The 22,286-nt window shown below is 64.6% G+C and carries 22 protein-coding genes and 1 pseudogene; 8 read left to right on the top strand and 15 right to left on the bottom strand.

The features are described from left to right. Nucleotides 1-123: 123 nt before the first annotated feature. Both ABIB00_RS26955 and ABIB00_RS26950 read right to left on the bottom strand, forming a co-directional pair. Nucleotides 124-1,767, bottom strand: coding sequence for a S53 family peptidase (locus ABIB00_RS26955; protein ID WP_354106452.1), 1,644 nt, complete (start codon nt 1,765-1,767; stop codon nt 124-126). A gap of 248 nt (nt 1,768-2,015) precedes the next feature. After that, nucleotides 2,016-2,390, bottom strand: a complete 375-nt coding sequence (locus ABIB00_RS26950; RefSeq protein ID WP_354106451.1) for a hypothetical protein — start codon at nt 2,388-2,390, stop codon at nt 2,016-2,018. A 401-nt stretch (nt 2,391-2,791) separates the two neighbouring features. On the opposite strand from ABIB00_RS26950, the gene ABIB00_RS26945 reads away from it, so the two are divergent. Then, nucleotides 2,792-3,532 carry a sulfate transporter family protein gene (locus tag ABIB00_RS26945; RefSeq protein ID WP_354106450.1) on the top strand — a complete coding sequence of 247 codons (741 nt, stop codon included), beginning with the start codon at nt 2,792-2,794 and terminating at the stop codon, nt 3,530-3,532. Nucleotides 3,533-3,841: 309 nt separating this feature from the next. Here the strand turns inward: ABIB00_RS26945 and ABIB00_RS26940 are convergent. Together ABIB00_RS26940 and nth are read right to left on the bottom strand one after the other, a co-directional pair. Then, nucleotides 3,842-4,183, bottom strand: a pseudogene (locus ABIB00_RS26940) (HlyD family secretion protein); the annotation flags it as partial. Between the two features lie 40 nt (nt 4,184-4,223). Then, nucleotides 4,224-4,976 carry an endonuclease III gene (nth, locus tag ABIB00_RS26935; protein WP_354106449.1) on the bottom strand — a complete coding sequence of 251 codons (753 nt, stop codon included), beginning with the start codon at nt 4,974-4,976 and terminating at the stop codon, nt 4,224-4,226. Nucleotides 4,977-4,998: 22 nt separating this feature from the next. On the opposite strand from nth, the gene ABIB00_RS26930 reads away from it, so the two are divergent. Together ABIB00_RS26930 and ABIB00_RS26925 are read left to right on the top strand one after the other, a co-directional pair. Next, the gene (locus ABIB00_RS26930) at nt 4,999-5,532 is read left to right on the top strand and encodes a DUF2244 domain-containing protein (RefSeq protein WP_247352661.1); all 534 of its coding nucleotides are present in this window, start codon (nt 4,999-5,001) and stop codon (nt 5,530-5,532) included. A gap of 56 nt (nt 5,533-5,588) precedes the next feature. Continuing rightward, nucleotides 5,589-6,485 carry a methylated-DNA--[protein]-cysteine S-methyltransferase gene (locus ABIB00_RS26925; RefSeq protein WP_247352659.1) on the top strand — a complete coding sequence of 299 codons (897 nt, stop codon included), beginning with the start codon at nt 5,589-5,591 and terminating at the stop codon, nt 6,483-6,485. A 112-nt stretch (nt 6,486-6,597) separates the two neighbouring features. Here ABIB00_RS26925 and ABIB00_RS26920 read toward each other — a convergent pair whose 3' ends face one another. The 8 genes from ABIB00_RS26920 to dnaK all read right to left on the bottom strand — a co-directional run bounded on the left by ABIB00_RS26920 (nt 6,598) and on the right by dnaK (nt 14,170). Beyond that, a complete protein-coding gene (locus ABIB00_RS26920) occupies nt 6,598-7,221 on the bottom strand; it encodes a 2,3-bisphosphoglycerate-dependent phosphoglycerate mutase (protein WP_247352657.1) in 624 nt (207 codons plus the stop codon). 87 nt (nt 7,222-7,308) lie between these two features. Then, nucleotides 7,309-8,124 (bottom strand): 4-hydroxy-tetrahydrodipicolinate reductase, encoded by an 816-nt coding sequence (gene dapB, locus ABIB00_RS26915; protein WP_354106448.1) that lies wholly within the window; start codon nt 8,122-8,124, stop codon nt 7,309-7,311. Between the two features lie 319 nt (nt 8,125-8,443). Beyond that, nucleotides 8,444-8,755: a DUF1330 domain-containing protein gene (locus ABIB00_RS26910; RefSeq protein ID WP_247352652.1), complete on the bottom strand. Its 312-nt coding sequence runs from the start codon at nt 8,753-8,755 to the stop codon at nt 8,444-8,446. 72 nt (nt 8,756-8,827) lie between these two features. Further along, nucleotides 8,828-9,541, bottom strand: coding sequence for an orotidine-5'-phosphate decarboxylase (pyrF, locus tag ABIB00_RS26905; protein ID WP_354106447.1), 714 nt, complete (start codon nt 9,539-9,541; stop codon nt 8,828-8,830). A gap of 6 nt (nt 9,542-9,547) precedes the next feature. Beyond that, nucleotides 9,548-10,126, bottom strand: a complete 579-nt coding sequence (locus ABIB00_RS26900) for an NADPH-dependent FMN reductase (protein ID WP_247352649.1) — start codon at nt 10,124-10,126, stop codon at nt 9,548-9,550. Between the two features lie 57 nt (nt 10,127-10,183). After that, on the bottom strand, nt 10,184-10,783 hold the full coding sequence (locus tag ABIB00_RS26895; RefSeq protein ID WP_007598495.1) for a class I SAM-dependent methyltransferase: 600 nt from the start codon (nt 10,781-10,783) through the stop codon (nt 10,184-10,186). Between the two features lie 88 nt (nt 10,784-10,871). Next, entirely contained in the window at nt 10,872-12,008 is a 1,137-nt protein-coding gene (dnaJ, locus tag ABIB00_RS26890) for a molecular chaperone DnaJ (protein WP_354106446.1), read from the bottom strand. A 260-nt stretch (nt 12,009-12,268) separates the two neighbouring features. After that, entirely contained in the window at nt 12,269-14,170 is a 1,902-nt protein-coding gene (gene dnaK / locus ABIB00_RS26885; RefSeq protein ID WP_247352644.1) for a molecular chaperone DnaK, read from the bottom strand. A 394-nt stretch (nt 14,171-14,564) separates the two neighbouring features. Between dnaK and ABIB00_RS26880 the strand changes: the two genes are divergently transcribed. Next, on the top strand, nt 14,565-15,506 hold the full coding sequence (locus ABIB00_RS26880; protein ID WP_354106445.1) for a hypothetical protein: 942 nt from the start codon (nt 14,565-14,567) through the stop codon (nt 15,504-15,506). Between the two features lie 100 nt (nt 15,507-15,606). Then, entirely contained in the window at nt 15,607-16,329 is a 723-nt protein-coding gene (gene pncA, locus ABIB00_RS26875; protein WP_354106444.1) for a bifunctional nicotinamidase/pyrazinamidase, read from the top strand. 79 nt (nt 16,330-16,408) lie between these two features. Here the strand turns inward: pncA and grpE are convergent, their stop codons facing one another. Both grpE and hrcA read right to left on the bottom strand, forming a co-directional pair. Further along, nucleotides 16,409-17,014: a nucleotide exchange factor GrpE gene (gene grpE / locus ABIB00_RS26870; RefSeq protein WP_247352638.1), complete on the bottom strand. Its 606-nt coding sequence runs from the start codon at nt 17,012-17,014 to the stop codon at nt 16,409-16,411. 94 nt (nt 17,015-17,108) lie between these two features. Further along, entirely contained in the window at nt 17,109-18,197 is a 1,089-nt protein-coding gene (gene hrcA, locus ABIB00_RS26865; protein WP_247352636.1) for a heat-inducible transcriptional repressor HrcA, read from the bottom strand. Nucleotides 18,198-18,379: 182 nt separating this feature from the next. On the opposite strand from hrcA, the gene rph reads away from it, so the two are divergent. The 3 genes from rph to hemW are packed head-to-tail and all read left to right on the top strand — an operon-like array spanning nt 18,380 to nt 20,881. Then, on the top strand, nt 18,380-19,093 hold the full coding sequence (rph, locus tag ABIB00_RS26860; protein WP_354048504.1) for a ribonuclease PH: 714 nt from the start codon (nt 18,380-18,382) through the stop codon (nt 19,091-19,093). A gap of 11 nt (nt 19,094-19,104) precedes the next feature. After that, nucleotides 19,105-19,740, top strand: coding sequence for an RdgB/HAM1 family non-canonical purine NTP pyrophosphatase (rdgB, locus tag ABIB00_RS26855; RefSeq protein WP_354106443.1), 636 nt, complete (start codon nt 19,105-19,107; stop codon nt 19,738-19,740). Further along, nucleotides 19,727-20,881, top strand: a complete 1,155-nt coding sequence (hemW, locus tag ABIB00_RS26850) for a radical SAM family heme chaperone HemW (RefSeq protein ID WP_354106442.1) — start codon at nt 19,727-19,729, stop codon at nt 20,879-20,881. The genes rdgB and hemW overlap by 14 nt, the downstream gene beginning before the upstream one ends. Before the next feature lie 51 nt (nt 20,882-20,932). Here hemW and ABIB00_RS26845 read toward each other — a convergent pair whose 3' ends face one another. Further along, nucleotides 20,933-22,198, bottom strand: a complete 1,266-nt coding sequence (locus ABIB00_RS26845; RefSeq protein ID WP_354106441.1) for a penicillin-binding protein activator — start codon at nt 22,196-22,198, stop codon at nt 20,933-20,935. Between the last annotated feature and the right edge of the window lie 88 nt (nt 22,199-22,286).

Raw genomic sequence — 22,286 nt, 5'->3', positions numbered from 1 at the left:
CCAGGCCGCCAGGTCCAATCACCTTCAGCAACGGTCTCCAATACTTCCATGCCGTCGCAGCAGGATGGAGCCTCAGAGATATGTGCATGCCCTAGCGCAACAACGGGGAGAAGGAGAAAATCATCACACCGCCAGCAAATTCTGCAACGCGGCACCGTCGGGGACGCCGAGACCGCAACAGGGGTCCCAGCCCGGGCCGGCCTTGTACATGCCGTGCAGGTCGCCGGTGATGTCGTTGTTGCCGGCCGTGATGTCGCGGAACACGCCTTGCGCGTGCGAGGCGTAAATCAGCGGATTGATAAAGCCGACGGTCTTGCCGAATTTCTTCATCGTCGCCTCGTTGATGCGGGCGATCAATCCGGCCATCAGCGGCGCCACCGCGCTGGTGCCGCCGATCGTGGTGCCGACGCCATTGAGGAAGATCTGATAGCCGGTGGCGGGATCGGCATCGCCGGCGACGTCAGGGACGCCGCGTCCGCTCCGATGCGCCGGCGATTTCGGCACGTGCGCGTGGGCCTGATATTTCGGCTGCGCGAACATGACGCTGACGCCGCCACCGCCGGCACCGCCCTGCGGCCCGCCATTCCAGACCACCTCGTTGATGTGGCCGTTCGGCGCCTTGAGATTGGTGCCGCCGCAGGCGAGCGCGAAGGGACTCGAGGCCGGGAAGTCTGCGTGGGGCTTGCCGTCCCAATCCTGCCCCATGTCGGCCGAGCCGTTGTCGCCGGAGGCGACGCAAACGGTGACGCCCATCGCCGCGGCATCGCGGATCGCCTCGTTGAGGCCGTCGACGAATTGCTGCGAGCCCTCCTGGTCTTCCGGTCCGCCCCAGCTGATCGAGATTACCGAGGGTTTTCGCGCGGTGTCGTGGACGGCGGCCTTCACCGCATCGATGAAGCCGTTGGTGGTGTTGGGCGCAAAATAGACCACGATCTTGGCGCCCGGCGCGATCGCACCGGCGACCTCGATGTCGAGCACGACCTCGCCGTCGGCCTCGGAATGGCCGGGCTTGTTGGCGCCGCCGTCGACGCTCACGGGCGCGATCTTCGGCATCGGGATGCCCGCCTTCTTGAAGAAGGCGCGCAGGTCGGAGGTCTTGTAGCCGGCCCCCGTGGGATGACCCTTCTGATCGATGTCGTTGAGCTCGATGATGGCGATGCACTGGTCGGCGCCGGTCTCGCCGCCGGGGAAATTGTAGAGCCGGGCGATCTGCTCGACCGAGAAACTGCCGCCCTGTGCCGCCCTCGCGCTCGCGCCCTTGTTCGGCAACTTGCGCCGGAAATGCGGCTGCGCCACCGGCCGGTTGTCGAGCCCGTGCACGCCGACCACGATCCCCTCAAGCTCGGCCGGGATCTGCACGTTGCCCTTGCGCATGCGATAGGTCGCGCCGTCGTGCTTCACTTTGTTGAGCTTGACGCCGAAGGCCGCGCTCATCGCCTTCACCGTGCCGGTCAGCTTTACCGTACGAGACGCCAGATGCACGCTCTTGACGTTGAGATCGTGATGGTGCGCGAAATCGTCGATCTTGGCGACATCGGCGGGGTCGGCTCCCATCTCTGCACCGAACTCGGCACGCGAGAGATATTTTCGCTCGCGCGGCGGTTGCGCACCCAACGCCATCACCTGCTCGTCGTCCGAGCGCTTGGCACGCAGGCGGACGCTGACCTCGATTTCCTGCTTGGGATCGGCCGCACCGACGTGCTTGGCGCCCTTCGGCAACTTCCGTGCGCTGTTCTCCAACGCGACACGCTTGGTCAGGCTTGCCATGACTTCCTCCGTTTGTGATGGAAGGCGGATTGTCGCACCTCAACTATAGGTGTAATCTCAAGGTCGGATTGGTTCAGGTATTGAGCAATATTTTTTCAAAAGACCTCTTGTTTGTCAGGGCAGAACCTCGACAGCCTTACATCGGCGCTGAATCGGTCAGCGGTCACGACCCTTTGACGCTAAGGAGTACGATTTAAGATTGCAGGCACCGGGTCACCGGGCTCGCGACAGAAGACGTTTGTCAAAAATCAATTGGCGGAGACAATGCGACGCTGGCTGACCGTAAATGGGTTGAGCGAAATCTTGGTTTCGATCCGATCACGACGCCGCCGCCGCGCGAGACCTTCACGATCAAACGCGTGGCGGATGCCGCGGTGAAGAAGACAGCGAACGAACATCGACGTCTGGCGCCAGATCATCACCGAAGTGCAGCCGACGCTCGTCATCACGACAGGCGCGGCCGGCGGCATCGGCAAGGAATTCGAGGTCGGCGACGTCGTCGTCTCACCGATCGTGCGTTTCGACTGCCTGTCGAAGTTCAAGAAGCAGCCCTTCGCGCAGGAGCACTTTTCCAGCAGGTCCGCCGTGACGACTTCTTCGGCTTCGACACCTCGGACGACCACTTCCATCTCCAGGGGATCGGCGACGTCTCCGACCCGCAGATCAAGGCCGAGGCACCTTGAAGCAGCAGGAGCAGGTCGCCGCCCAGATCTACAAGGGTTTTGGTCGATGGAGCACGGTCTGTAGCGGGATCACCTGCTGGGCCAGTATCGCGGCGCAGCCTTGAGCCGCTGCAGTCGGATTACGTCGTAGAAGCCCCTCATGGTGAGGAGCGCGAAGCGCGTCTCGAACCATGAAGGCCCCGCCGCTAGCTTCGGGCCTCTATCCTTCGAGACGCTTGCTACGCAAGCTCCTCAGGATGAGGGCGAGGGTTCCTATGACGCGGTCAGAGTCAGTCGGCCTCCCTTGCCGAACGAGCCTCCTGTGTCTACCTCTCGCGGGTGGTTTCGCGAGAGGTACTCCCATGCTGGATGCCGCCGTAAAGGCGCTGTCGCAAATGATGTCGCCGGCGATGCGCTCGATCCTGTGGCGGTCGATCGGCGTCGCGCTGGTGCTGATCATCGTACTCGCGATCGGCTTGCAGCGGCTGCTGAGCTGGTTTGCGACCTATGGCGAGGTCTGGCTGGAAGGCCTGCTCGGTCCGGGCTGGCACTCATCGCTCGAGGTACTGTCCTGGATCGTCTCGATCGCTGCCGGCCTCGGCGTTGTGTTCGGCGGCCTATTCCTGATGCCCGCGATCACCTCGCTGGTGGCGAGCCTGTTCGTCGACGACGTCGCCGACATCATCGAGCGCGAGCACTATCCGGCCGAGCGGCCGGGTTCGGCGCTGCCGTTCAGCCAGGCGATCTACGAGGGCGTCAAGACCGCACTGCTGACGATCCTTGTCTATCTGATCGCGTTGCCGCTGGTGCTTTTCGCCGGCGCCGGTTTCCTGGTCTTCTTCCTCGCCGCCGCCTGGCTGCTCGGCCGCGAATATTTCGAGCTCGCCGCGATGCGCTTCCGCTCGCCGGAGGAAGCCAAGGCGATGCGGCGCGACAACGCCGCCACCATCTTCACCGCAGGCCTGTTCATCGCGGCCTTCGTCTCGATCCCGATCGTCAATCTGGCGACGCCGATCTTCGGCATGGCCTTCATGGTCCACATGCACAAGCGGCTATCAGGCCCGCGGCCCGAGCTGATCGAGCCGGCGCGGCAGATGCGGTGACGGGACGCTCCCTCTCCCGCTTGCGGGAGAGGGTCGGGGAGAGGGTGTCTCCGCAATGGGACAATCCCCCAGAGGAGAGAAGGAATGGATTTGCTCGCGGACGCGCAGCCACGTCCCCATCAGCGCCACGCCGATCTCGGCACCGCCAAGCCGCATGAGCTGGGTATAGGCGGCAAACGCTGCCGCTGATCATCACGCTGCTGTCCAATTCCGATCCGAGCCGCGCCACCTTCGAGCGCATTGCGCCGGCGACCGGCGCGCAGGTCGCGCTGCTGCCGCCGGACAACGCAACCGGTAATTCCACCAAAGTTCATAGTCGGCAGGATCGATCTGGATCAGGAGATCGCCGGCCTTGACGCGCTGGAAGTCGGTGACCCCGACCGTCAGCACTTCGCCGGAGACGCGGCTCGCAAGCCGCGTCAGCTCGGCGCGCACATAGGCGTCGTTGGTGGTCTGGACCACTGCGTTGCCGACCCATTCGTCGAAGCGCTGCGTTGCCAGCGCGACGAAGCCGAGTGCGACGATCACCGCGAACAGCGGGATCGCGAGCCGGCTCCACAGCGAACTCGCCGGTGGTTGCGTGGGCTTGGGTGGTGGGGTCGGTGCCGCGGCGGCAGGCGATGACGGTGCGATCTGGCCTTGCTGACTCACGACTTCACCCCAAACCGCCCTATGACCGCGTAATTCTCGCTCAGACCGTCTTTTCCGGCCATCGGCAGAGATCGTTGATCAGGCACACCTCGCAGCGCGGCTTGCGCGCGAGGCAAGTATAGCGGCCGTGCAGGATCAGCCAATGATGGGCGTGGAGCATGAATTCGGCCGGGATCAGCTTTTCGAGACCAAGCTCAACCTCCAGCGGCGTCTTGCCGGGCGCAAGTTCCGTCCGATTACCGACGCGGAAGACATGCGTATCGACCGCCATGGTGTGCTCGCCGAAGGCCATGTTGAGCACGACGTTGGCAGTTTTCCGCCCGGCTCCCGGCAGCGACTCGATCTCGGCCCGCGTGCACGGCACCTCGCCGCCGAACTCGCTGAGCACCTTTGCCGACAGCGCGATGACGTTCCTGGCCTTGGTGCGGTAGAGACCGATGGTCTTGATGTACTCGCGCAGGCGTTCTTCGCCGAGATCGAGCATCTTCTGCGGCGTGTCGGCGATCTCGAACAATGCACGCGTTGCCTTGTTGACGCCGGCATCGGTTGCCTGCGCCGACAGCACCACTGCGACCAGCAGCGTGAACGGATTGACGTGCTCGAGCTCGCCTTTCGGCTCCGGGTTGGCTTTGCGGAAACGGCTGAAAACCTCGTGGACCTCAGCCGGCGTCCAGGGTTTTGTCGCCTTGAGCGACTCTTTTGCGGGGGCCTTTGGCTTCGCGACGACCGCTTTCGCCTTTTTCTTCGGCACGGGCGCTTTGCGCGGGGCCGGCTTGCGGGTGATTTTCGCCATGATCGGGATATACTGAGGGACGATGAGCACAGGCAACGAAATTGAGCGCGAACGATCTGAAAGCGAGGCCGAGCCTCAGATCTTTTCCGCGCGGCTGACGCCACACCGCTCGCTGAACCGCACCGGCTTCCTTGCCGTGATGCTGTTTCTGAGCGCTGTCAGCTTCGTCACCGGCCTCGCCTTCCTGATGATGGGCGCGTGGCCGGTGTTTGGCTTCTTCGGCTTGGACGTGCTGGTGATCTGGTGGGCCTTCAAGGCCAATTTCCGCGCGGCGCGGGCCAGCGAGGAGATCGTGGTCACGCCATCTGAATTGCGCGTGCGGCGCGTCAGCCAACGCGGCCAGGTCCTCGAGTGGACGTTCAATCCGCTCTGGGTCCGGCTCGACATGGAAATCGACGAGGATTTTGGCATCGAGCATCTCTATCTGATCTCGCGAGGCCACCAGATCCAGATCGCCCGATTCCTGGGGCCGGACGAGAAGGCAAGCTTTTACAAAGGCTTGGTTGAGGCATTAAATGCCGCCAAGCGCGGCCCGACCTACAATCCGGTCACCTGATTTGCGGATCGGAAATCGGGTGGTTTCGCACCCCGCGCGCTCCTACATTTGTGGTCATGATGACACTCGCGATACATGACCAACGCCTGGCCGGGCCGGGCTCCCAGAACGCCGCGATGCGCGACTATGATTCCGTGCGCCGGGCGATCGCCTTCATCTCCGAAAATTGGCGCGCACAGCCGACCATCGAGGCGATGGCGGATGCGGCCGGCGTCACGCCGGACGAGCTGCACCATTTGTTCCGCCGCTGGGCCTCGATCACGCCGAAGGCTTTTATGCAGGCGCTCACCCTCGATCATGCCAAGGGCCTGCTGCGCGATTCCGCGAGCATCCTCGACGCGGCGCTCGATTCGGGGCTGTCGGGTCCGGGCCGGCTGCACGATCTCTTCGTCACCCATGAGGCGATGTCGCCGGGCGAATGGAAGAACGGCGGCGCGGGGCTCATCTTGCGCTACGGTTTCCATCACTCGCCGTTCGGCACCGCGATCGTGATCGCGACCGACCGCGGCCTCTCCGGCCTCGCCTTCGCCGATCACGGCGAAGAGAAGGTCGCGCTCGCCGATATGACCCGGCGCTGGCGGAACGCGACCTATGTCGAGGATCACGAAGGCACCGCGCCGCTGGCGCAGCGCATCTTCGACACAAAACTGTGGCGGCCGGACCAGCCGCTGCGCGTGGTGATGATCGGCACCGATTTCGAGGTAAGGGTGTGGGAGACGCTGCTGAAAATCCCGATGGGCCGCGCGGTGTCTTATTCGGACATCGCCTGCAACATCAACAGCCCCAAGGCCTCACGCGCCGTTGGTGCTGCGGTCGGCAAGAACCCCGTCTCCTTCGTCGTGCCCTGCCACCGCGCGCTCGGCAAGAGCGGCACGCTCACCGGCTACCACTGGGGCATCACCCGCAAGCAGGCGATGCTAGGCTGGGAAGCCGGGCAGTTGGGGATGCAGTAGATTTCGTAGAGTGGGCAAAGGCGCGCTCTTCGCGCGCGATGCCCACCATCGTTCCGCAATCGCTGATGCACGGTGGGCACGCTACGCTTTGCCCCACCCTACGGTGCCGGTGCTACCCCGCCAGATCCAGCTTGGACGCCACGGTCGAATCTGCATTGAGCCGATAGATGATCGGCACACCCGTCGCGAGCTCGCGCTTCAAAATGCCTTCGGGCGAAAGCTTTTCCAGCACCATGATGAGCGCGCGCAGCGAATTGCCGTGAGCGGCAACCAAAGTGCGCTTGCCGTTGAGCACACCGGGCAGAATCTCCTGCACGTAGTAAGGCAGCGCACGCGCGAGGGTGTCCTTCAGGCTTTCGCCACCGGGCGGCGGCACGTCGTAGGAGCGGCGCCAGATCAGCACCTGGTCCTCGCCCCACTTCTTGCGCGCGTCGTCCTTGTTGAGGCCGGAGAGATCGCCATAGTCGCGCTCGTTCAGCGCGAGGTCCTTCGCCGTCGGCAGGCCCTTCTGGTCGAGCTCGCCGAGAATGAGATCGAGCGTGTGCTGTGCGCGCGTCAACACCGAGGTGTAAGCGACATCGAACACGAGGCCCTGCGCTTTCAGCTTGCGGCCGGCTTCGGTTGCCTCCTTCACGCCGAGCTCGGTGAGGTCGGGATCCTTCCAGCCCGTGAACAGGTTCTTCAGATTCCATTCGCTCTGGCCGTGCCGCACCAGCACGAGAAGACGTTCGCTCATTGACTGCTTTCCGTTCCGGTTATTGTTTTGAGCATGATCTTATCGGAAAAACCGCTCCGCACTTTTCCGGATCATGCTCTCGTTCGTTCAGATGTCAGACAGGCCGAGCACGTCGGCCATGGAGTAGTGCCCCGGCTTCTTGCCGTGTGCCCAGAGCGCCGCCTTCAGCGCGCCGTGGGCGAACAGCATGCGATCCTCGGCGTGATGCGACAGCGTCAGACGTTCGAACGGGCCGAGGAAGCTCACGCTGTGATCGCCGGCTGCGGTGCCGCCGCGCAACGACGCAAAACCGATGTCGCCGGGCCGGCGCGCACCGGTGATGCCGTCGCGGCCCCGGTCTGCATGCTCGTCGAGCGCGACGCCGCGGCCGGCTGCAGCGGCCTGGCCCAGCATCAGCGCCGTGCCCGAGGGCGCATCGATCTTCATGCGGTGGTGGGTTTCGACGATCTCGATATCGAAGTTCTCGTCGAGCGCCTTGGCGACGCGCTTGACCACGGCGGCGAGCAGATTGACGCCCAGGCTCATATTGCCGGACTGCACCACGACGGCGCGGTTGGTGACGCTCTTGATCACGGCATTGTCGGAGCCGGAAAGACCCGTCGTGCCGACGACGTGGACGAGGCCGCGCTCGGCGGCAATGGCGACATTGGCGATGGTCGCAGCCGGGACGGTGAAATCCAGAATGCCGTCGGCATCCTTCGACATCGCCCAGAGATCGGCGGAGATTTTTATGCCGTTGGCCGGCAGGCCGGCGAGCACGCCGGCATCCTTGCCGAGCAGCTCCGAGCCCGGCGCCTCCAGCGCTCCGGCCAGCACCGCGCCTTTGCTCTCGGCAATCGCCCGCGTCAGCGCCCGGCCCATCCGGCCGCCGGCTCCAGCAACAATCAAGCGCATGTCGGACATGGTGTGATCCTCTCACGGCCGTTGTAGCGGCGGGATGCAGTTCCGGCAACCGAGGGGAGATCACGGGCGCAGGCGCGCCCCTACCTTCCCCTGGAGGGCAATTTGCTTGCGGCCATCCTTCGAGACGCCCGCCTACGGCGGGCCCTCAGGATGAGGTCGGAATACGTGGCAACAAATTCCACGGGGGCCGGTGCTGCTTAGCCTCATCCTGAGGAGACCGCAAAGCGGTCGTCTCGAAGGACGAAGCGCGCACGCAGACCGCGCCAGGACGCCATATGCCATAGCCCTTCCCGGAAGGGAGGGCGAGACGGGATCGCGCTCAACCGTCTGACGGCTGCGGGCCGTCATGGCCCTCGATGATGATGAGATCGGCTATGGAGTGCGGCTGGCGCACCTTGATGTTGGCCTGGTATTCCGGCGAGTTGTAACAGGCGATCGCGGTCTCGTAGTCCGGGAATTCAATCACGACGTTGCGGGTGCGGCTGGCGCCTTCGACGGTGGTGAACTTGCCGCCGCGAACGGCGAAGCGGCCACCCCATTTCTTGAAGATCGGACCGTTGGCGACGGCGTAGGGCTTGTAGCCCTCGTCATTGCTCACATCGACGCGTCCGATCCAGTAGCCCTTTGCCATTGTTCTTCTCCCTTTGTTGATGGTCTCTATTTGAGCATGATCTGATCGGAAACCGCTGCACACTTTTTCGGATCATGCTCCGAGCGCCTGCGCGATCTCGGCCTGGATGGCTTCTGCAACCGCCTTGGGATCGGTGGCTTCCACCACCGGCCGTCCGACGACGAGATAGTCCGCACCGGCCGCTATCGCGCGTCCCGGCGTCATGATGCGCTTCTGGTCGCCGGTCGCCGCGCCCGCCGGACGGATGCCGGGGGTGACGAGCCTCATCTGGTGGCCGACGATTTTGCGCAGGCTACCAACTTCCTCGGGCGACGACACCAGCCCGTCGACGCCGAGCACCTGCGCCTGATGCGCACGCGCTTCGACCAACTCGGAGACGCCGAGCCGGAAGCCTGCCGCATGCAGATCGTCCTCGTTGTAGGAGGTCAGCACCGTGACGGCGAGGATCTTCAGGTTGGAACTGCCGCGGCCTTCGACGGCGCCCTTCATCGTCTGCGGATAGGCGTGCACGGTGAGGAAGGTCGCCCCCAGCCTGGTGATGCTTTCGACGCCCTGCGTCACGGTGTTGCCGATGTCGTGCAGCTTGAGATCGAGAAAGACCTTCTTGCCCTTGTCGGCGAGCTTGCCGACCAGCGGCAAGCCGCCGGCATAAGCGAGCCGATAACCGATCTTGTAGAAGGTGACGCTGTCGCCGAGCCGGTTGACCATCGCTTCCGCGGCATCAACGCTGGGCAGGTCAAGCGCGACGATCAGGCGGTCTTTCGGGGCGATCTCGGCTGGCGTCATGTCACCTCACATCATGCGTTGGGAAAAATCGATCAACTGCCGCACCAGCTCCTTCAACGCGGCGATATCGCCCTCGTGCTTCAGCCTGTCCATATCGTCATAGGCCTGATCGGCAAAGGCGAGCGTGAGCTGGTTGGCAATCACATTGGCGTGGCAGGAGGTCAGGATCAGCCGCAGCGCCTGCAGCGCGCGCGCGGCACCGAGCCGGCTCTGCGAGGCACCGGCGAGCGCGAAGGCGCGATTGCGGAACACGTCGCCGCGCGCCTCGTGCAATTCATGCACGCGGCTGACCCAGTCGATCGCGTTCTTCAGCAGCGGCGGCACCGAGGCATTGTATTCGGGCGAGACGATCAGCACGCCATGATGCGCGCCGATCATGCGCTTGAGATTGATCGCGTGCCTGGGCAAACCGGACTTGGCCTGAAGATCGCCGTCATAGATCGGCAACGGAAAATCGGCGAGCGAGATGCGCGTGATCTCGACACCGGCCTGGACGAATTCATAGGCGGCGACCGCCGCCAGCTTCGCATTGTGCGAGCCGGTGCGCAGCGAGCCGGGAATGATCAGGATTTTGGGTGCGGACATCCGCTTCCATGCGTTCGGCGAAACGAGCCCGCCACGCAAAGAGGAATGCCGGCGGAATTAGTCCTTGCGATACACCCAGACGCGGGCCGGCGGAAGGTTCATCCAGATCCGCTCCGAGGCCTCTGTGGACACGCCGGGCAGCGATTTCGGAATCGGCGGCACCACCGCATAGGTGAACTGCACGAAGGGCGCACCGGGCGCCAGCGCCGTGAAGGCATCGCGGATAAGCCGCAGCCGCGTCAGCATCGGTTTTGTGACCAGCGGCAGGCCCGACACCACCGCGGAGGCCGGCGCACTCAAGACGTTCCAGAGCGTGTCACGCAGGCGATAGGCATCGCCCTGCACCACCTTGGCCTGCGGATAGCGGTCGCGCAGCAGGGCGCAGAAGCCGGGATTGTATTCGACCAGAACGAGACGCTTTTGATCGACGCCGCGCTCGACCAAGGCCGAGGTAATGGCACCCGTGCCGGGTCCGAGCTCGACCACCGGCGCGTCCGAATTGACGTCGACGTAATGGGCCATGGTCCGGGCCAGCAGCTTGCCCGACGGCATCACCGCGCCCATGTGGAGGGGCTTTTCAATCCATGACCGGAGAAAACGCACCTCGTCATCGAGACGGGGCTTCTTCAACGCACGCGCGGACGATGGCAATGGCATGTCGGGACCGGACGGGACCGCGTGACCGCGGCGTGTCAGAAAATGGTCACAAAGAGGTATAGGCCGAAGGCGGTACGGTCAAGCCGGGTCAATTCGCCCGATTACCGAAGAAGTCCTTGACCTTGGTGAAGAAGCCCTCGGATTCCGGTTGGGTGTTGCCGGAGGAAAGCTTTTCGAATTCGGCCAGCAATTCCTGCTGCTTCTTGGTGAGATTTTGCGGAGTCTCGACCACGACCTGAACATACATGTCGCCCATCTGGCGCGAGCGCAGCACCGGCATGCCTTTTGATGCAATGCGGAATCGGCGGCTGGACTGGGTGCCGGCGGGGACCTTCACCTTGGTCTTGCCTTTCTCGATGGTCGGCACCTCGAATTCGCCGCCAAGCGCGGCCGTCACCATCGAGATCGGCACACGACAATGCAGATCGGCGCCGTCGCGCTGGAAGAACTGGTGCTGGGACAGCGACAGGAAGATGTAGAGGTCGCCGGGCGGGCCGCCGCGGACCCCGGCCTCGCCCTCGCCGGCGAGCCTGATCCTGGTGCCGTCCTCGACGCCCGGAGGAATGTTGACCGACAGATTCCGCTCGCGGGTGACGCGCCCCTGACCCGAGCAGGACGGGCAGGCGTCCTCGATCATCTGGCCGCGGCCCTGGCACCCCGGACAGGTCCGCTCCAGCGTGAAGAAGCCCTGCGACTGCCGTACGCGTCCGGCGCCGCCGCAGGTCGAGCAGGTCTTCGGCTTGGTGCCGGCCTTGGCGCCGATGCCCGAACAGGCCTCGCAGGTGACCGAGACCGGGATCTCGATCTGCGCGGTCTTGCCGCCAAAAGCTTCCTCGAGCGTGATTTCCATGTTGTAGCGCAGGTCGGCGCCGCGCTCGCGGCCGCCGCGGCCACCGCCGCGCTGTCCGGCCATGCCGAACAAATCTTCGAAAATGTCGGAGAAGGAGGAGGCGAATCCCGCGCCGAAACCGGCGGCGCCGCCGCCGCCCTGCTCGAAGGCGGCATGACCGTAACGGTCATAGGCTGCGCGCTTGTCCTTATCTTTCAGGACCTCGTAGGCCTCGTTGATTTCCTTGAACTTGACTTCGCTGGTGTTGTCCCCGGGATTGCGGTCGGGGTGAAACTTCATCGCCAGCTTGCGGAACGACGATTTCAGGACGGAATCGTCGGCACCGCGTTCGACTTCGAGGGTTTCGTAGTAGCAGCGCTTGGTGGACGTGGACATGATGAGCTCGGTCTATCCAATCGCGATTCAAATCGGAGCGAAACGACGTCGCCACGCGACGATATAAGCGCTCCTCCGCCTTACGGCAGAGGGCAGCATGGCGACATTCAGCATAGCGGCTGGGAATTGATCGATCGTAACGGGGCCGATTTTAACAGAGTCTTGGCCCGCCCGGCCCGGCACGATGGCCTCCCCCGCAAGGGAGGAGGCCGTTGGCGCGTGTGGGGTCCAAGTCGTCCGCATCATCACCCTCGCGGGGTTCAGGCGGACTTCTTGTTGTTCTTGTCGTCGTCGACTTCGGTGAATTCCGCGTCGACGACGTCGTCCTTGGCCGCATCCTTCTTGGCGTCGGCCTCGGCCTGCTGCGTGTAAATGGCCTCGCCGAGCTTCATCGAAGCCTGGGCCAGCGTTTGGGTCTTGGCCTTGATCGCTTCGGCATCGTCGCCCTTCAGCGCTTCCTTGAGGTCGCTGACGGCATCCTCGATGGAACGGCGCTCGGTCTCTGCGATCTTCGAACCGTGCTCGGCCAGCGCCTTCTCGGTCGAATGCACCAGTCCGTCCGCATCGTTCTTGGCCATGACGGCCTCGCGGCGCTTCTTGTCGGCCTCGGCATTGGCCTCGGCGTCCTTGACCATCTTCTCGATGTCGGCTTCCGACAGACCGCCGGAAGCCTGGATGCGAATCTGCTGCTCCTTGGAAGTCGCCTTGTCCTTCGCCGACACGTTGACGATGCCGTTGGCGTCGATGTCGAAGGTCACTTCGATCTGCGGCATGCCGCGCGGGGCCGGCGGAATGCCCATCAGGTCGAACTGGCCGAGCATCTTGTTGTCGGCCGCCATTTCACGCTCGCCCTGGAAGACGCGGATCGTAACCGCGTTCTGGCTGTCCTCGGCGGTCGAGAACACCTGGCTCTTCTTGGTCGGGATCGTGGTGTTACGGTCGATGATGCGGGTGAACACGCCGCCCAGCGTCTCGATGCCCAGCGACAACGGGGTCACGTCGAGCAGCAGCACGTCCTTGACGTCGCCCTGAAGCACGCCGGCCTGGATCGCGGCGCCGATCGCCACGACTTCATCCGGGTTGACGCCCTTGTGCGGCTCCTTGCCGAACAGCTGCTTCACGACTTCCTGGACCTTCGGCATGCGCGACATGCCACCGACCAGCACCACTTCGCCGATCTCGGCGGCGGTGAGGCCGGCATCCTTCAGCGCCTTGCGGCAGGGCTCGACGGTCTTCTGGACGAGGTCGTCAACCAGCGCTTCGAACTTGGCACGGGTGAGCCTCATCGTCAGATGCTTCGGGCCGGTCTGGTCCGCGGTGATGAAGGGCAGGTTGATCTCGGTCTGCGTCGTCGACGACAGCTCGATCTTGGCCTTTTCAGCGGCTTCCTTCAGGCGCTGCAACGCGAGCTTGTCGTTGCGCAGGTTGATGCCCTGCTCCTTCTGGAACTCGTCAGCGAGATAGCCGACCAGGCGCATGTCGAAGTCTTCGCCGCCGAGGAAGGTGTCGCCGTTGGTCGACTTCACCTCGAACACGCCGTCGCCGATTTCGAGAATCGAGACGTCGAACGTGCCGCCGCCGAGGTCGTACACGGCGATCGTACCGGCCTTGGTCTTGTCCAGACCATAAGCGAGCGCAGCCGCGGTCGGCTCGTTGATGATGCGCAGCACTTCAAGGCCCGCGATCTTGCCGGCGTCCTTGGTCGCTTGGCGCTGGGCGTCGTTGAAGTAGGCGGGAACGGTGATGACGGCCTGGTCGACCTTCTGGCCGAGATGAGCTTCCGCGGTCTCCTTCATCTTCTGCAAGATGAAGGCAGAGACCTGCGAGGGCGAGTAGGTCTGGCCGTCGGCCTCGACCCAGGCGTCGCCGTTGGAAGCCTTCACGATCTTGTACGGAACGAGCTTCTTGTCCTTCTCGACCATCGGGTCGTCGTAGCGGCGGCCGATCAGGCGCTTCACTGCGAAGAAGGTGCGCTCGGGATTGGTGACGGCCTGGCGCTTGGCAGGCTGGCCGACGAGGCGCTCACCGTCGTCGGTCACGGCGACGATCGAAGGCGTCGTGCGCATGCCTTCGGAATTCTCGATGACTTTGGCGTTCTTGCCATCCATTACGGCGACGCACGAATTCGTGGTACCGAGGTCGATCCCGATGACCTTTCCCATGGTCCTGATATCCTTGTTTTTGCGGCAGGCTGGCTGGGCCCAGAAGGCACCCGAACCGAAACCCCCTAAGATCAAACATTCGCGATATTGCGATGGTTGACGCTCATATAGGAGGGGGGGAGGGGCCCGCAAGGAGAGAACGCAAGTTTCGGCCGTGAAAACATCGGGTTTGAGAGCATCATATCCGGGCTGAACCGCCCTTGCGGGTGAGGAATTATTAACAGGTTCAGATATCAGCCAGCCCCCGCCGCCATGATCCGCGCGCCCTGTTACCGGGGAGGCAAACCCGCTAAAAGGCGGTCGCCGGAGAGCCGCCATCGAGGCTGCGCCGCGCGACAAAGCGGCCCGGTGGCCGACCATCGAACGGCCTCAATGTGAACCAATCAGAGTGCCCATGAAGCTGACCCGCCCCCTCGCTGCGCTCGCCCTCCTCGTCGCCTCCGCACTTCCGGCTCTGGCTGCCGACGCCGTTTTCCCGCCTGGCTTGCGCCTCGGCATGGTGCCGTTGGTCGGCCTCAGCACGGCCAAGACGTTTCCGGGCTTCCAGAGCGAGGACGGCAACGTCAAGGTGCTGATCACCGAGCTGCCGCCGGCGGCTTATGGCGAGGTCGTGAGCGCCTTCAATTCCAATCCGGCCGGAACCAACGGCGTCAAGCAGGACAAGATCGAGACGCCTGCGGGCCTGGCCTATTTCACCACCGAGAGCGGCAAGGCCGGCGAAACCCCCGTGAGGCGCTATTCGATGATCGTGCCGGGCGCCGGCTTCTCCGGCTATATCGCGGTGCAGATTCCGGAGAATGCGATCAAGATCTACACCGACGAGGCGGTGCGGCAGATGTTTGCGAGCGTCGCCACCCGCAAGCAGGTCTCGGCCGACGAGCAGCTCGCGCTGATGCCGTTCAAGATCACCGATCTCGCCGAATTCAAGGACGTCCGCACGCTGGCGCCGGGCTCGAGCATCATCTTGGCCGACGGCGACGAGGGCACAGGCTATGAATCGAAGCCGTTCATGATCCTCGGCGTGATCGGCGCCACCCCGCAGCAGGCCGACGACCGCGCCCGCTTCGCCCAGGAGGCGGCGCTGCAGATTCCTGGCGTGCGCGAGTCGCGCATCACCATGTCCGAGCCGCTTCGCATCAACGGCCAGCAGGGTTTCGAGACCCGGATCGACGGTATCAGCGGCAAGGACAAGACGGCGGTGACCGTGGTGCAGTGGATCCGCTTCAGCAGCGCTGGCGCTTCGCTGCGCATCATCGCCAGCGCCCCGCGCGACCAGTGGCCGGCCGCCTTCACCCGCTTCCGCGCGGTACGCGACGGCATCCAGCCGAAAGGCTGAAAGGCCCATGCGCTGACCACATCCGGCTGCATTTTCGGGCTTCTGTTCGTACACGAGCGGAACTAGGCTCTCCTCCGTTCAATCTGGAGGGAGGCGGACCATGCTGGATCGGCGAAACATCTTGACGGCGCTTGCAACGACGGCGCTCGCGACCCTCGTGCCAAGCGCGCTCTTAGCAGCGGCATCGATCAAGCCGGACGATGCATCCGCGCTGCTCGTGATCGACGTGCAGAACTGCTTCCTGCCCGGCGGCAGCCTCGCCGTAAAGGAAGGCGAGCAGGTGGTGCCGGTCATCAACAAGATGGCCAAAGCGTTTTCGAACGTGGTGATGACACAGGACTGGCACACGCAAGGCCATGTTTCGTTTGCGTCGGCACACTCCGGCAAGAAGCCGTTCGAGACCGTCGATCTTCCCTACGGCAAGCAGGTGCTGTGGCCCGACCATTGCGTGCAGGGCACCGATGGCGCCGCGCTATCGAAGGACCTTGCGATCCCGCACGCCGAACTCATCATCCGCAAGGGCTTTCACAAGGACGTCGACAGCTATTCGGCCTTCCTCGAAGCCGACGGCAAGACCTCGACCGGCCTTGCCGGCTATCTGAAGGCGCGCAAGATCAAGCGCCTCTTCGTCGCGGGGCTGGCGACGGATTTCTGCGTCGCCTGGACCGCGCTCGACGCCCGCAAGGCGGGCTTCGAGGTCTATGTGGTGGAAGACGCCTGCCGCGGCATCGACAATCAGGGTTCGCTCGCAAAAGCCTGGGCCGACATGGCCAAGGCCGGCGTGAAGCGGATTCAGTCTGCGGATATCGCGCCGAGCGCGTAGGCGACGCCAAGAGCTGCAAGACCGTCATCCCGAGGAGCGCGCTTCTCCGCGCGCGTCTCCTCAACATGGGGATTGAGAGCTAAACCGGCTCGTTGCTGTTGGCGGCGGGCGCGGCCTTCGCGCCGCCCTTGGCGACACCTACCAAAGCGGGGCGCAGCACGCGCTCGCCGATGGTATAGCCGGCCTGCATCACCTGCACGACGGTGCCGGCGGGCACCGACGCATCGGGAACCTCAAACATCGCCTGCTGGAAGTTCGGGTCGAACTTCTGCCCCGAGGGGTCGAACTTCTTCACGCCGTGTTTTTCCAGCGCGTTGAGCAGCGAGCGCTCGGTCAGCTCGACGCCCTCGATCAGCGAAGCCAGGCCGGGATCGGCCGCCGCACGGGCATCGGCCGGAACGGCATCGAGCGCGCGCTGGAGGTTGTCGGCGATATCGAGCACGTCACGGGCAAAGCCGGTGACGCCGTAGAGCTTGGAGTCAGCGACCTCCTTGGCGGTGCGCTTGCGCAAATTTTCCATCTCGGCCAGCGTCCGCAGCATGCGGTCGCGCGCCTCGGCGGCTTCCTTCTGCAAAAGCTCGACCGAGCCGGGCTCGGGATCATCCGGCATGATGTAGGGTTTTGACACCACGGGCTCGGGCGTCGCAGCGGCCGCGTCTTCGGGTTGCCGGTCTCGATCGGTCATCGGCTCTCTTCTCAAACGTCTCAGGGATTTTCTCGCCCGGATATCGTGCTTCGGGCGGCGAAAATCAAGCGCCCGTGATCGGCCCAGGCGCCGGTCAGCCCCCCAGGAGGCGACTGACGATGCGGGCGGCGTAGTCCACGGTCGGGATCACACGGGCATAATTCAGCCGTGTCGGCCCGATTACGCCCAGAACGCCGACAATATGGCCGGCGGCATCCCGATAGGGCGAGATGATGGTGGAAGAGCCCGACAGCGAGAACAGCTTGTTCTCACTGCCGATGAAGATCCGCACGCCTTCCGCGGTCTCGGCCCGGCCGAGCAGGTCGATCACGCCGCGCTTGGTTTCGAGATCGTCGAACAGCAGGCGAACGCGCTCCAGATCCTCCAGCGCATGCAAATCTTCGAGCAAATTGGCGTGGCCGCGGACGATGAGCTGGCGGTCCTCGCTCTCGCCGCCGGACCAGCTGGCGATACCGGCGGAAATCACCTTTTGCGTGAGCTGATCGAGCTCGGCGCGGGCCTCTCCAAGTGCGGTCTCGAGCTCGAGCCGCGCCTCGGCCAGGGTCCGGCCGCGGATCCGCGCGTTGAGGAAATTGCCGGCCTCGGTGAGTGCCGAGGAGGGAACCCCGAGCGGCAGCACCAGCACGCGGTTTTCAACCTGGCCATCCTCGCCGACCAGGATCACCAGCGCCTTCTCCGGTTCCAGGCGGACGAATTCGATGTGTTTGAGCCGCGCATTGGATTTTGGCGTCAGCACTACCGCGGCGGCGCGCGTGAGGCCGGAGAGCCGCGTCAGCGCCTCCTCCAGCGCGGCCTCGACTGATTGCGCCTGCCCGACGGAGGTGAGCTGGCTCTGGATCGCCTGCCGCTCGGCCTCGGTGAGGTCGCCGACCTGCATCAGGGCATCGACGAAGAAGCGCAGGCCGAGTTCCGTCGGCAGCCGGCCGGCGGAGGTATGCGGGGCATAGATCAGGCCGAGCTGTTCCAGATCGGCCATGACGTTGCGGACCGAGGCCGGCGACAGCGGCATGGCGATCAGGCGCGAAATATTGCGCGAGCCCACGGGCTCCCCGGTCGCGAGATAACTTTCGACAATTTGACGAAAGATGTCGCGGGAACGCTCGTTGAGCTGGGCGAGACCCGCGCGCGGCGCGATCAGATGGATCGGATCGTGATGGGCCACAGACGGTAACTCCTCTCGGATGCACGTAATTTGTCTATCCCGGGCGCTTCTGACAAGCGTGGCGTTCGCGGATCGAAAATCGGGGGTGAATCAAGGTCTCGATCTTCCCCCTTGCCGCCCACCCTCACCCCACCTACAAGCACCGCGAATAGCCCTTTTCCGAGAGTTTTGGAGGATTTCCCATGCGGCCAAGCCGCCGTGCGCCTGACGAATTGCGCCCCGTGACGCTGGAGCGCGGCGTGGTCAAATATGCGGAAGGCTCGTGCCTGGTGAAATTCGGCGACACCCACGTGCTGGTCACCGCCACACTGGAAGACCGCCTGCCACCATGGCTGAAGGGCCAGGGCCGCGGCTGGGTCACCGCCGAATACGGCATGCTGCCGCGCGCGACCTCGGAACGCACCCGCCGCGAGGCCTCGGCTGGAAAGCAGAGCGGCCGCACCGTCGAAATTCAGCGCCTGATCGGCCGTTCGCTTCGCACCATCATCAATCTCGAAGCGATGGGTGAGCGCCAGATCACGGTCGATTGCGATGTGCTCCAGGCCGATGGCGGCACCCGCACGGCCTCGATCACCGGTGCCTGGGTCGCGCTCGCCGATTGCGTCAACTGGATGAAGGCGCGCAACATGGTCAAGGCCAACGTGTTGCGCGACAACGTCGCCGCGATCTCCTGCGGCATCTACAAAGGCACGCCCGTGCTCGACCTCGACTATGCCGAGGATTCGGAAGCCGACACCGACGCCAATTTCGTCATGACGGGCGATGGCCGCATCATCGAAGTCCAGGGCACAGCGGAACGCGAGCCGTTCACGGAAGCCGAGTTGCTGGCGCTGATGGCGCTGGCGCGCAAGGGCGTCGCGCGTCTCGTGGACTTGCAGAAACTGGCGGTAGCGTAGTCAATAGGCCGATGCATCGCCGAATCACCGGAAAGCTAGTCATCGCGACCCACAATCCCGGCAAGCTCGCCGAGATGAAGGAGCTGCTCGCGCCTTACGGCATCGAGGCGGTGTCGGCCGGCGAGCTCGGCCTCCCTGAGCCGGAAGAAACCGGCAACGATTTCCGCAGCAATGCCGCGATCAAGGCGATCGCGGCAGCCAAAGCGACGAAGCTTCCGTCTTTCGCCGATGATTCCGGCATCGTGGTCGAAGCGCTCGATGGCGCGCCGGGCATCTACTCAGCGCGCTGGGCCGGTCCGAGCAAGGATTTTGCCGCGGCGATGGCGCAGATCGAACGGCTGTTGCAGGAGCGCGGCGCGACCACGCCCGACAAGCGCAAGGCGCACTTCGTTTCCGCGCTCTGCGTCGCATGGCCCGACGATCATCTCGAAGAGGTCGAGGCGCGCGTCGACGGCACGCTGGTGTGGCCGCCGCGCGGCACCGCCGGCTTCGGCTACGACCCGATGTTTTTGCCCGACGGCCACAGCCGCACTTTCGGCGAGATGGAGAGCATCGAGAAGCACGGCCTGCCGCCGCTCGGTCTTGGTCTGTCGCATCGTGCCCGCGCCTTCGTGAAACTGGCGGAGATCTGCCTTGGACCGCGCTAAGGAAGCCTTCGGCGTCTACGTGCACTGGCCGTTCTGCCTGTCGAAGTGCCCCTATTGCGACTTCAACAGCCATGTCCGCCACGTTGCGATCGACGAAGCGCGTTTTGCGGCAGCATTCGCGCGTGAGATCGAAACGACCGCGCAACGTTCGCCCGGTCGCGAGGTCACCTCGATCTTTCTCGGCGGCGGCACGCCATCGCTGATGCAGCCTGCGACCGTCGGCGCTGTGCTCGACGCCATCGGCAAGCACTGGGCTGTGGCGAAAGACGTCGAAGTCACGCTGGAGGCAAACCCGACCAGCGTCGAAGCCACGCGCTTTGCCGGTTATCGCGCCGCCGGCGTCAACCGTGTCTCGCTCGGCGTGCAGGCGCTCGACGATGCCTCACTGAAAGCACTGGGCCGCATGCACAGTGCGCGCGAGGCACTCGATGCCGTCGCCATCGCGCGCCGCTCGTTCGATCGTTATTCGTTCGACCTGATCTACGCCCGTCCCGACCAGACGCCGGCGATGTGGGCCGATGAACTGCGTCTCGCGATCGATGAAGCGGCCGAGCACCTGTCGCTCTATCAATTGACGATCGAAGAAGGCACGCCGTTCTTCGGCCTGCATCAGGCCGGCAAGCTGAAGACGCCGGATGAAGCGGTCGCACGCGCGCTCTACGACGTCACGCAGGAGACCTGCGACAAGCTCGGCCTGCCCGCCTACGAGATCTCAAACCATGCGCGGCCGGGCGCCGAGTGCCGGCACAATCTGGTCTACTGGCGCGGCGAGGAATATGCCGGCGTCGGCCCCGGCGCTCATGGCCGGCTCGACATCGACGGTATCAGGCACGCCACCGCCACCGAGAAGCGCCCCGAAGCCTGGCTGATGCGGGTCGAGACCAACGGCGACGGCATTGTCACCGACGATCTCCTCAACAGCGAAGAGCGCTCCGACGAATTCCTGCTGATGGGATTGCGCCTTGCAGAAGGCATCGACCCCGAGCGCTACAGGGCTCTCTCCGGCCGCTCGCTCGATCCCAAGCGCATCACGCTGCTGCGCGAAGAAGGCGCGATCACAGTGGATGCAACGGGGCGTCTGCGCGTCACGAGCAGCGGATTCCCGGTGCTGGACGCGGTGGTCGCGGATCTGGCGGCGTAAGCTCTCTCTATCGTCGTCCTGGCGAAAGCCAGGAGGACGTCGAGGAACCAGCTACGCCCCAAAATTCTTCGGCGAGCCCGCGACGGCCACGCCGCCGCCGGTCGTCACCTTCATCACCGCAAGCCCGCGCTCGTTCGTCCCATCGGCGCGGAAGCGGAACAGGCCGTCGATGCCGGCAAAGCCGGAGGGATTGGTGAGCACGTCCGACGAGAAGCGCGTCGTGCCTTGCGTGCGCGCCAGCGCGGCGACGAGGGCGACCGCGTCATAGGCGAGCGTTGCGGTACGCACCGGCTCGGCGCCGTATTTGGTGCGATAGCGGCCGGAGAAGGCGCGGAAGCCGGCCGGGTCCGGCGCGGCGTAGAGGCCGCCTTGCAAGCTTGGGCTGGCATAGACGCGCGGACCGTCCCACAGGCCGGTGCCGAGCAGCTGGATATTGCGCAGATTTGCACCCGCCGCGGTCATCGCATCGGCGACTGCGACGACGGCGTCGCCGTCATCGGCGATGAACAACGCATCGGCGCTGCCGAGTTGCTGCGCCACGGTCCGGGCCGGCGTCGCGCGATCGGCGCCGTATTTCTCGAACGCGACGATGCGCCCGCCGCGGCGCGGCACTGCCGCCTTCACCGCGGCCTCGACCACATTGCCATAGGCATTGTCTGGCACGAGTACGGCGACGGCGCGCTTTCCGATGCCGGCAGAATATTCGACGATGCGGTTGACGTCGGATTCCGGCAGGAAACTCAGCAGATAAACGCCGCGGCCGGCGATGCTGGAGTCGGTCGAGAACGCGATCACCGAGATGCCGCGCGTGCGCGCGATCTGGGCCACCGCAGGCACGGACTGCGCGAACAGCGGTCCCAGGATGATCTCGGCGCCCTCGTCGACCGCCTGCTGCGCGCTCGCCTGCGCGCCCTGCGGGCTGCCATTGTCGTCCTTGATCAGGAGCTGGATGTTGGGATTCTGGAACTCGGCCAGCGCCATCTCGGCGGCGTTGCGCATCGACTGCGCGGCAAGACCCGCATTGCCGGCCGCCGAGAGCGGCAGGATCACGGCGACCTTCACCCCGCCGGTGCCGGCGGTCGTTGCCTGTTGCGGCGGGCCTGCCGGCTGGGCAGGAGGCGGGGAGGAACTGCTGAACGGACTGGAGAACTGGCTCAGGCTCTGCTGGACGCCGGCGCAGGCCGACAGCAGCGGCGTGCCGAGCAACAGGCCGAGCGCGCTCCGCCGGGTCGCCCCTGATATCAGGGGCGATATCAGAGGCCCCTGAACGGGAGACTCCTCCGAAAAGGAAGATCTGGGATCACGCGGGCCCGTCATAGCAGCTTCTCTTCTGACCGACCGTCGCCAGCCGGTCACGACATTGTTTCCACGACACAAGCCGTGAATTCAGGCATATTGTCGGCAA

It is taken from the genome of Bradyrhizobium sp. LB14.3, from assembly GCF_040547985.1.
GTDB lineage: Bacteria > Pseudomonadota > Alphaproteobacteria > Rhizobiales > Xanthobacteraceae > Bradyrhizobium.
This window is presented reverse-complemented; position numbering and strand designations above follow the sequence as displayed.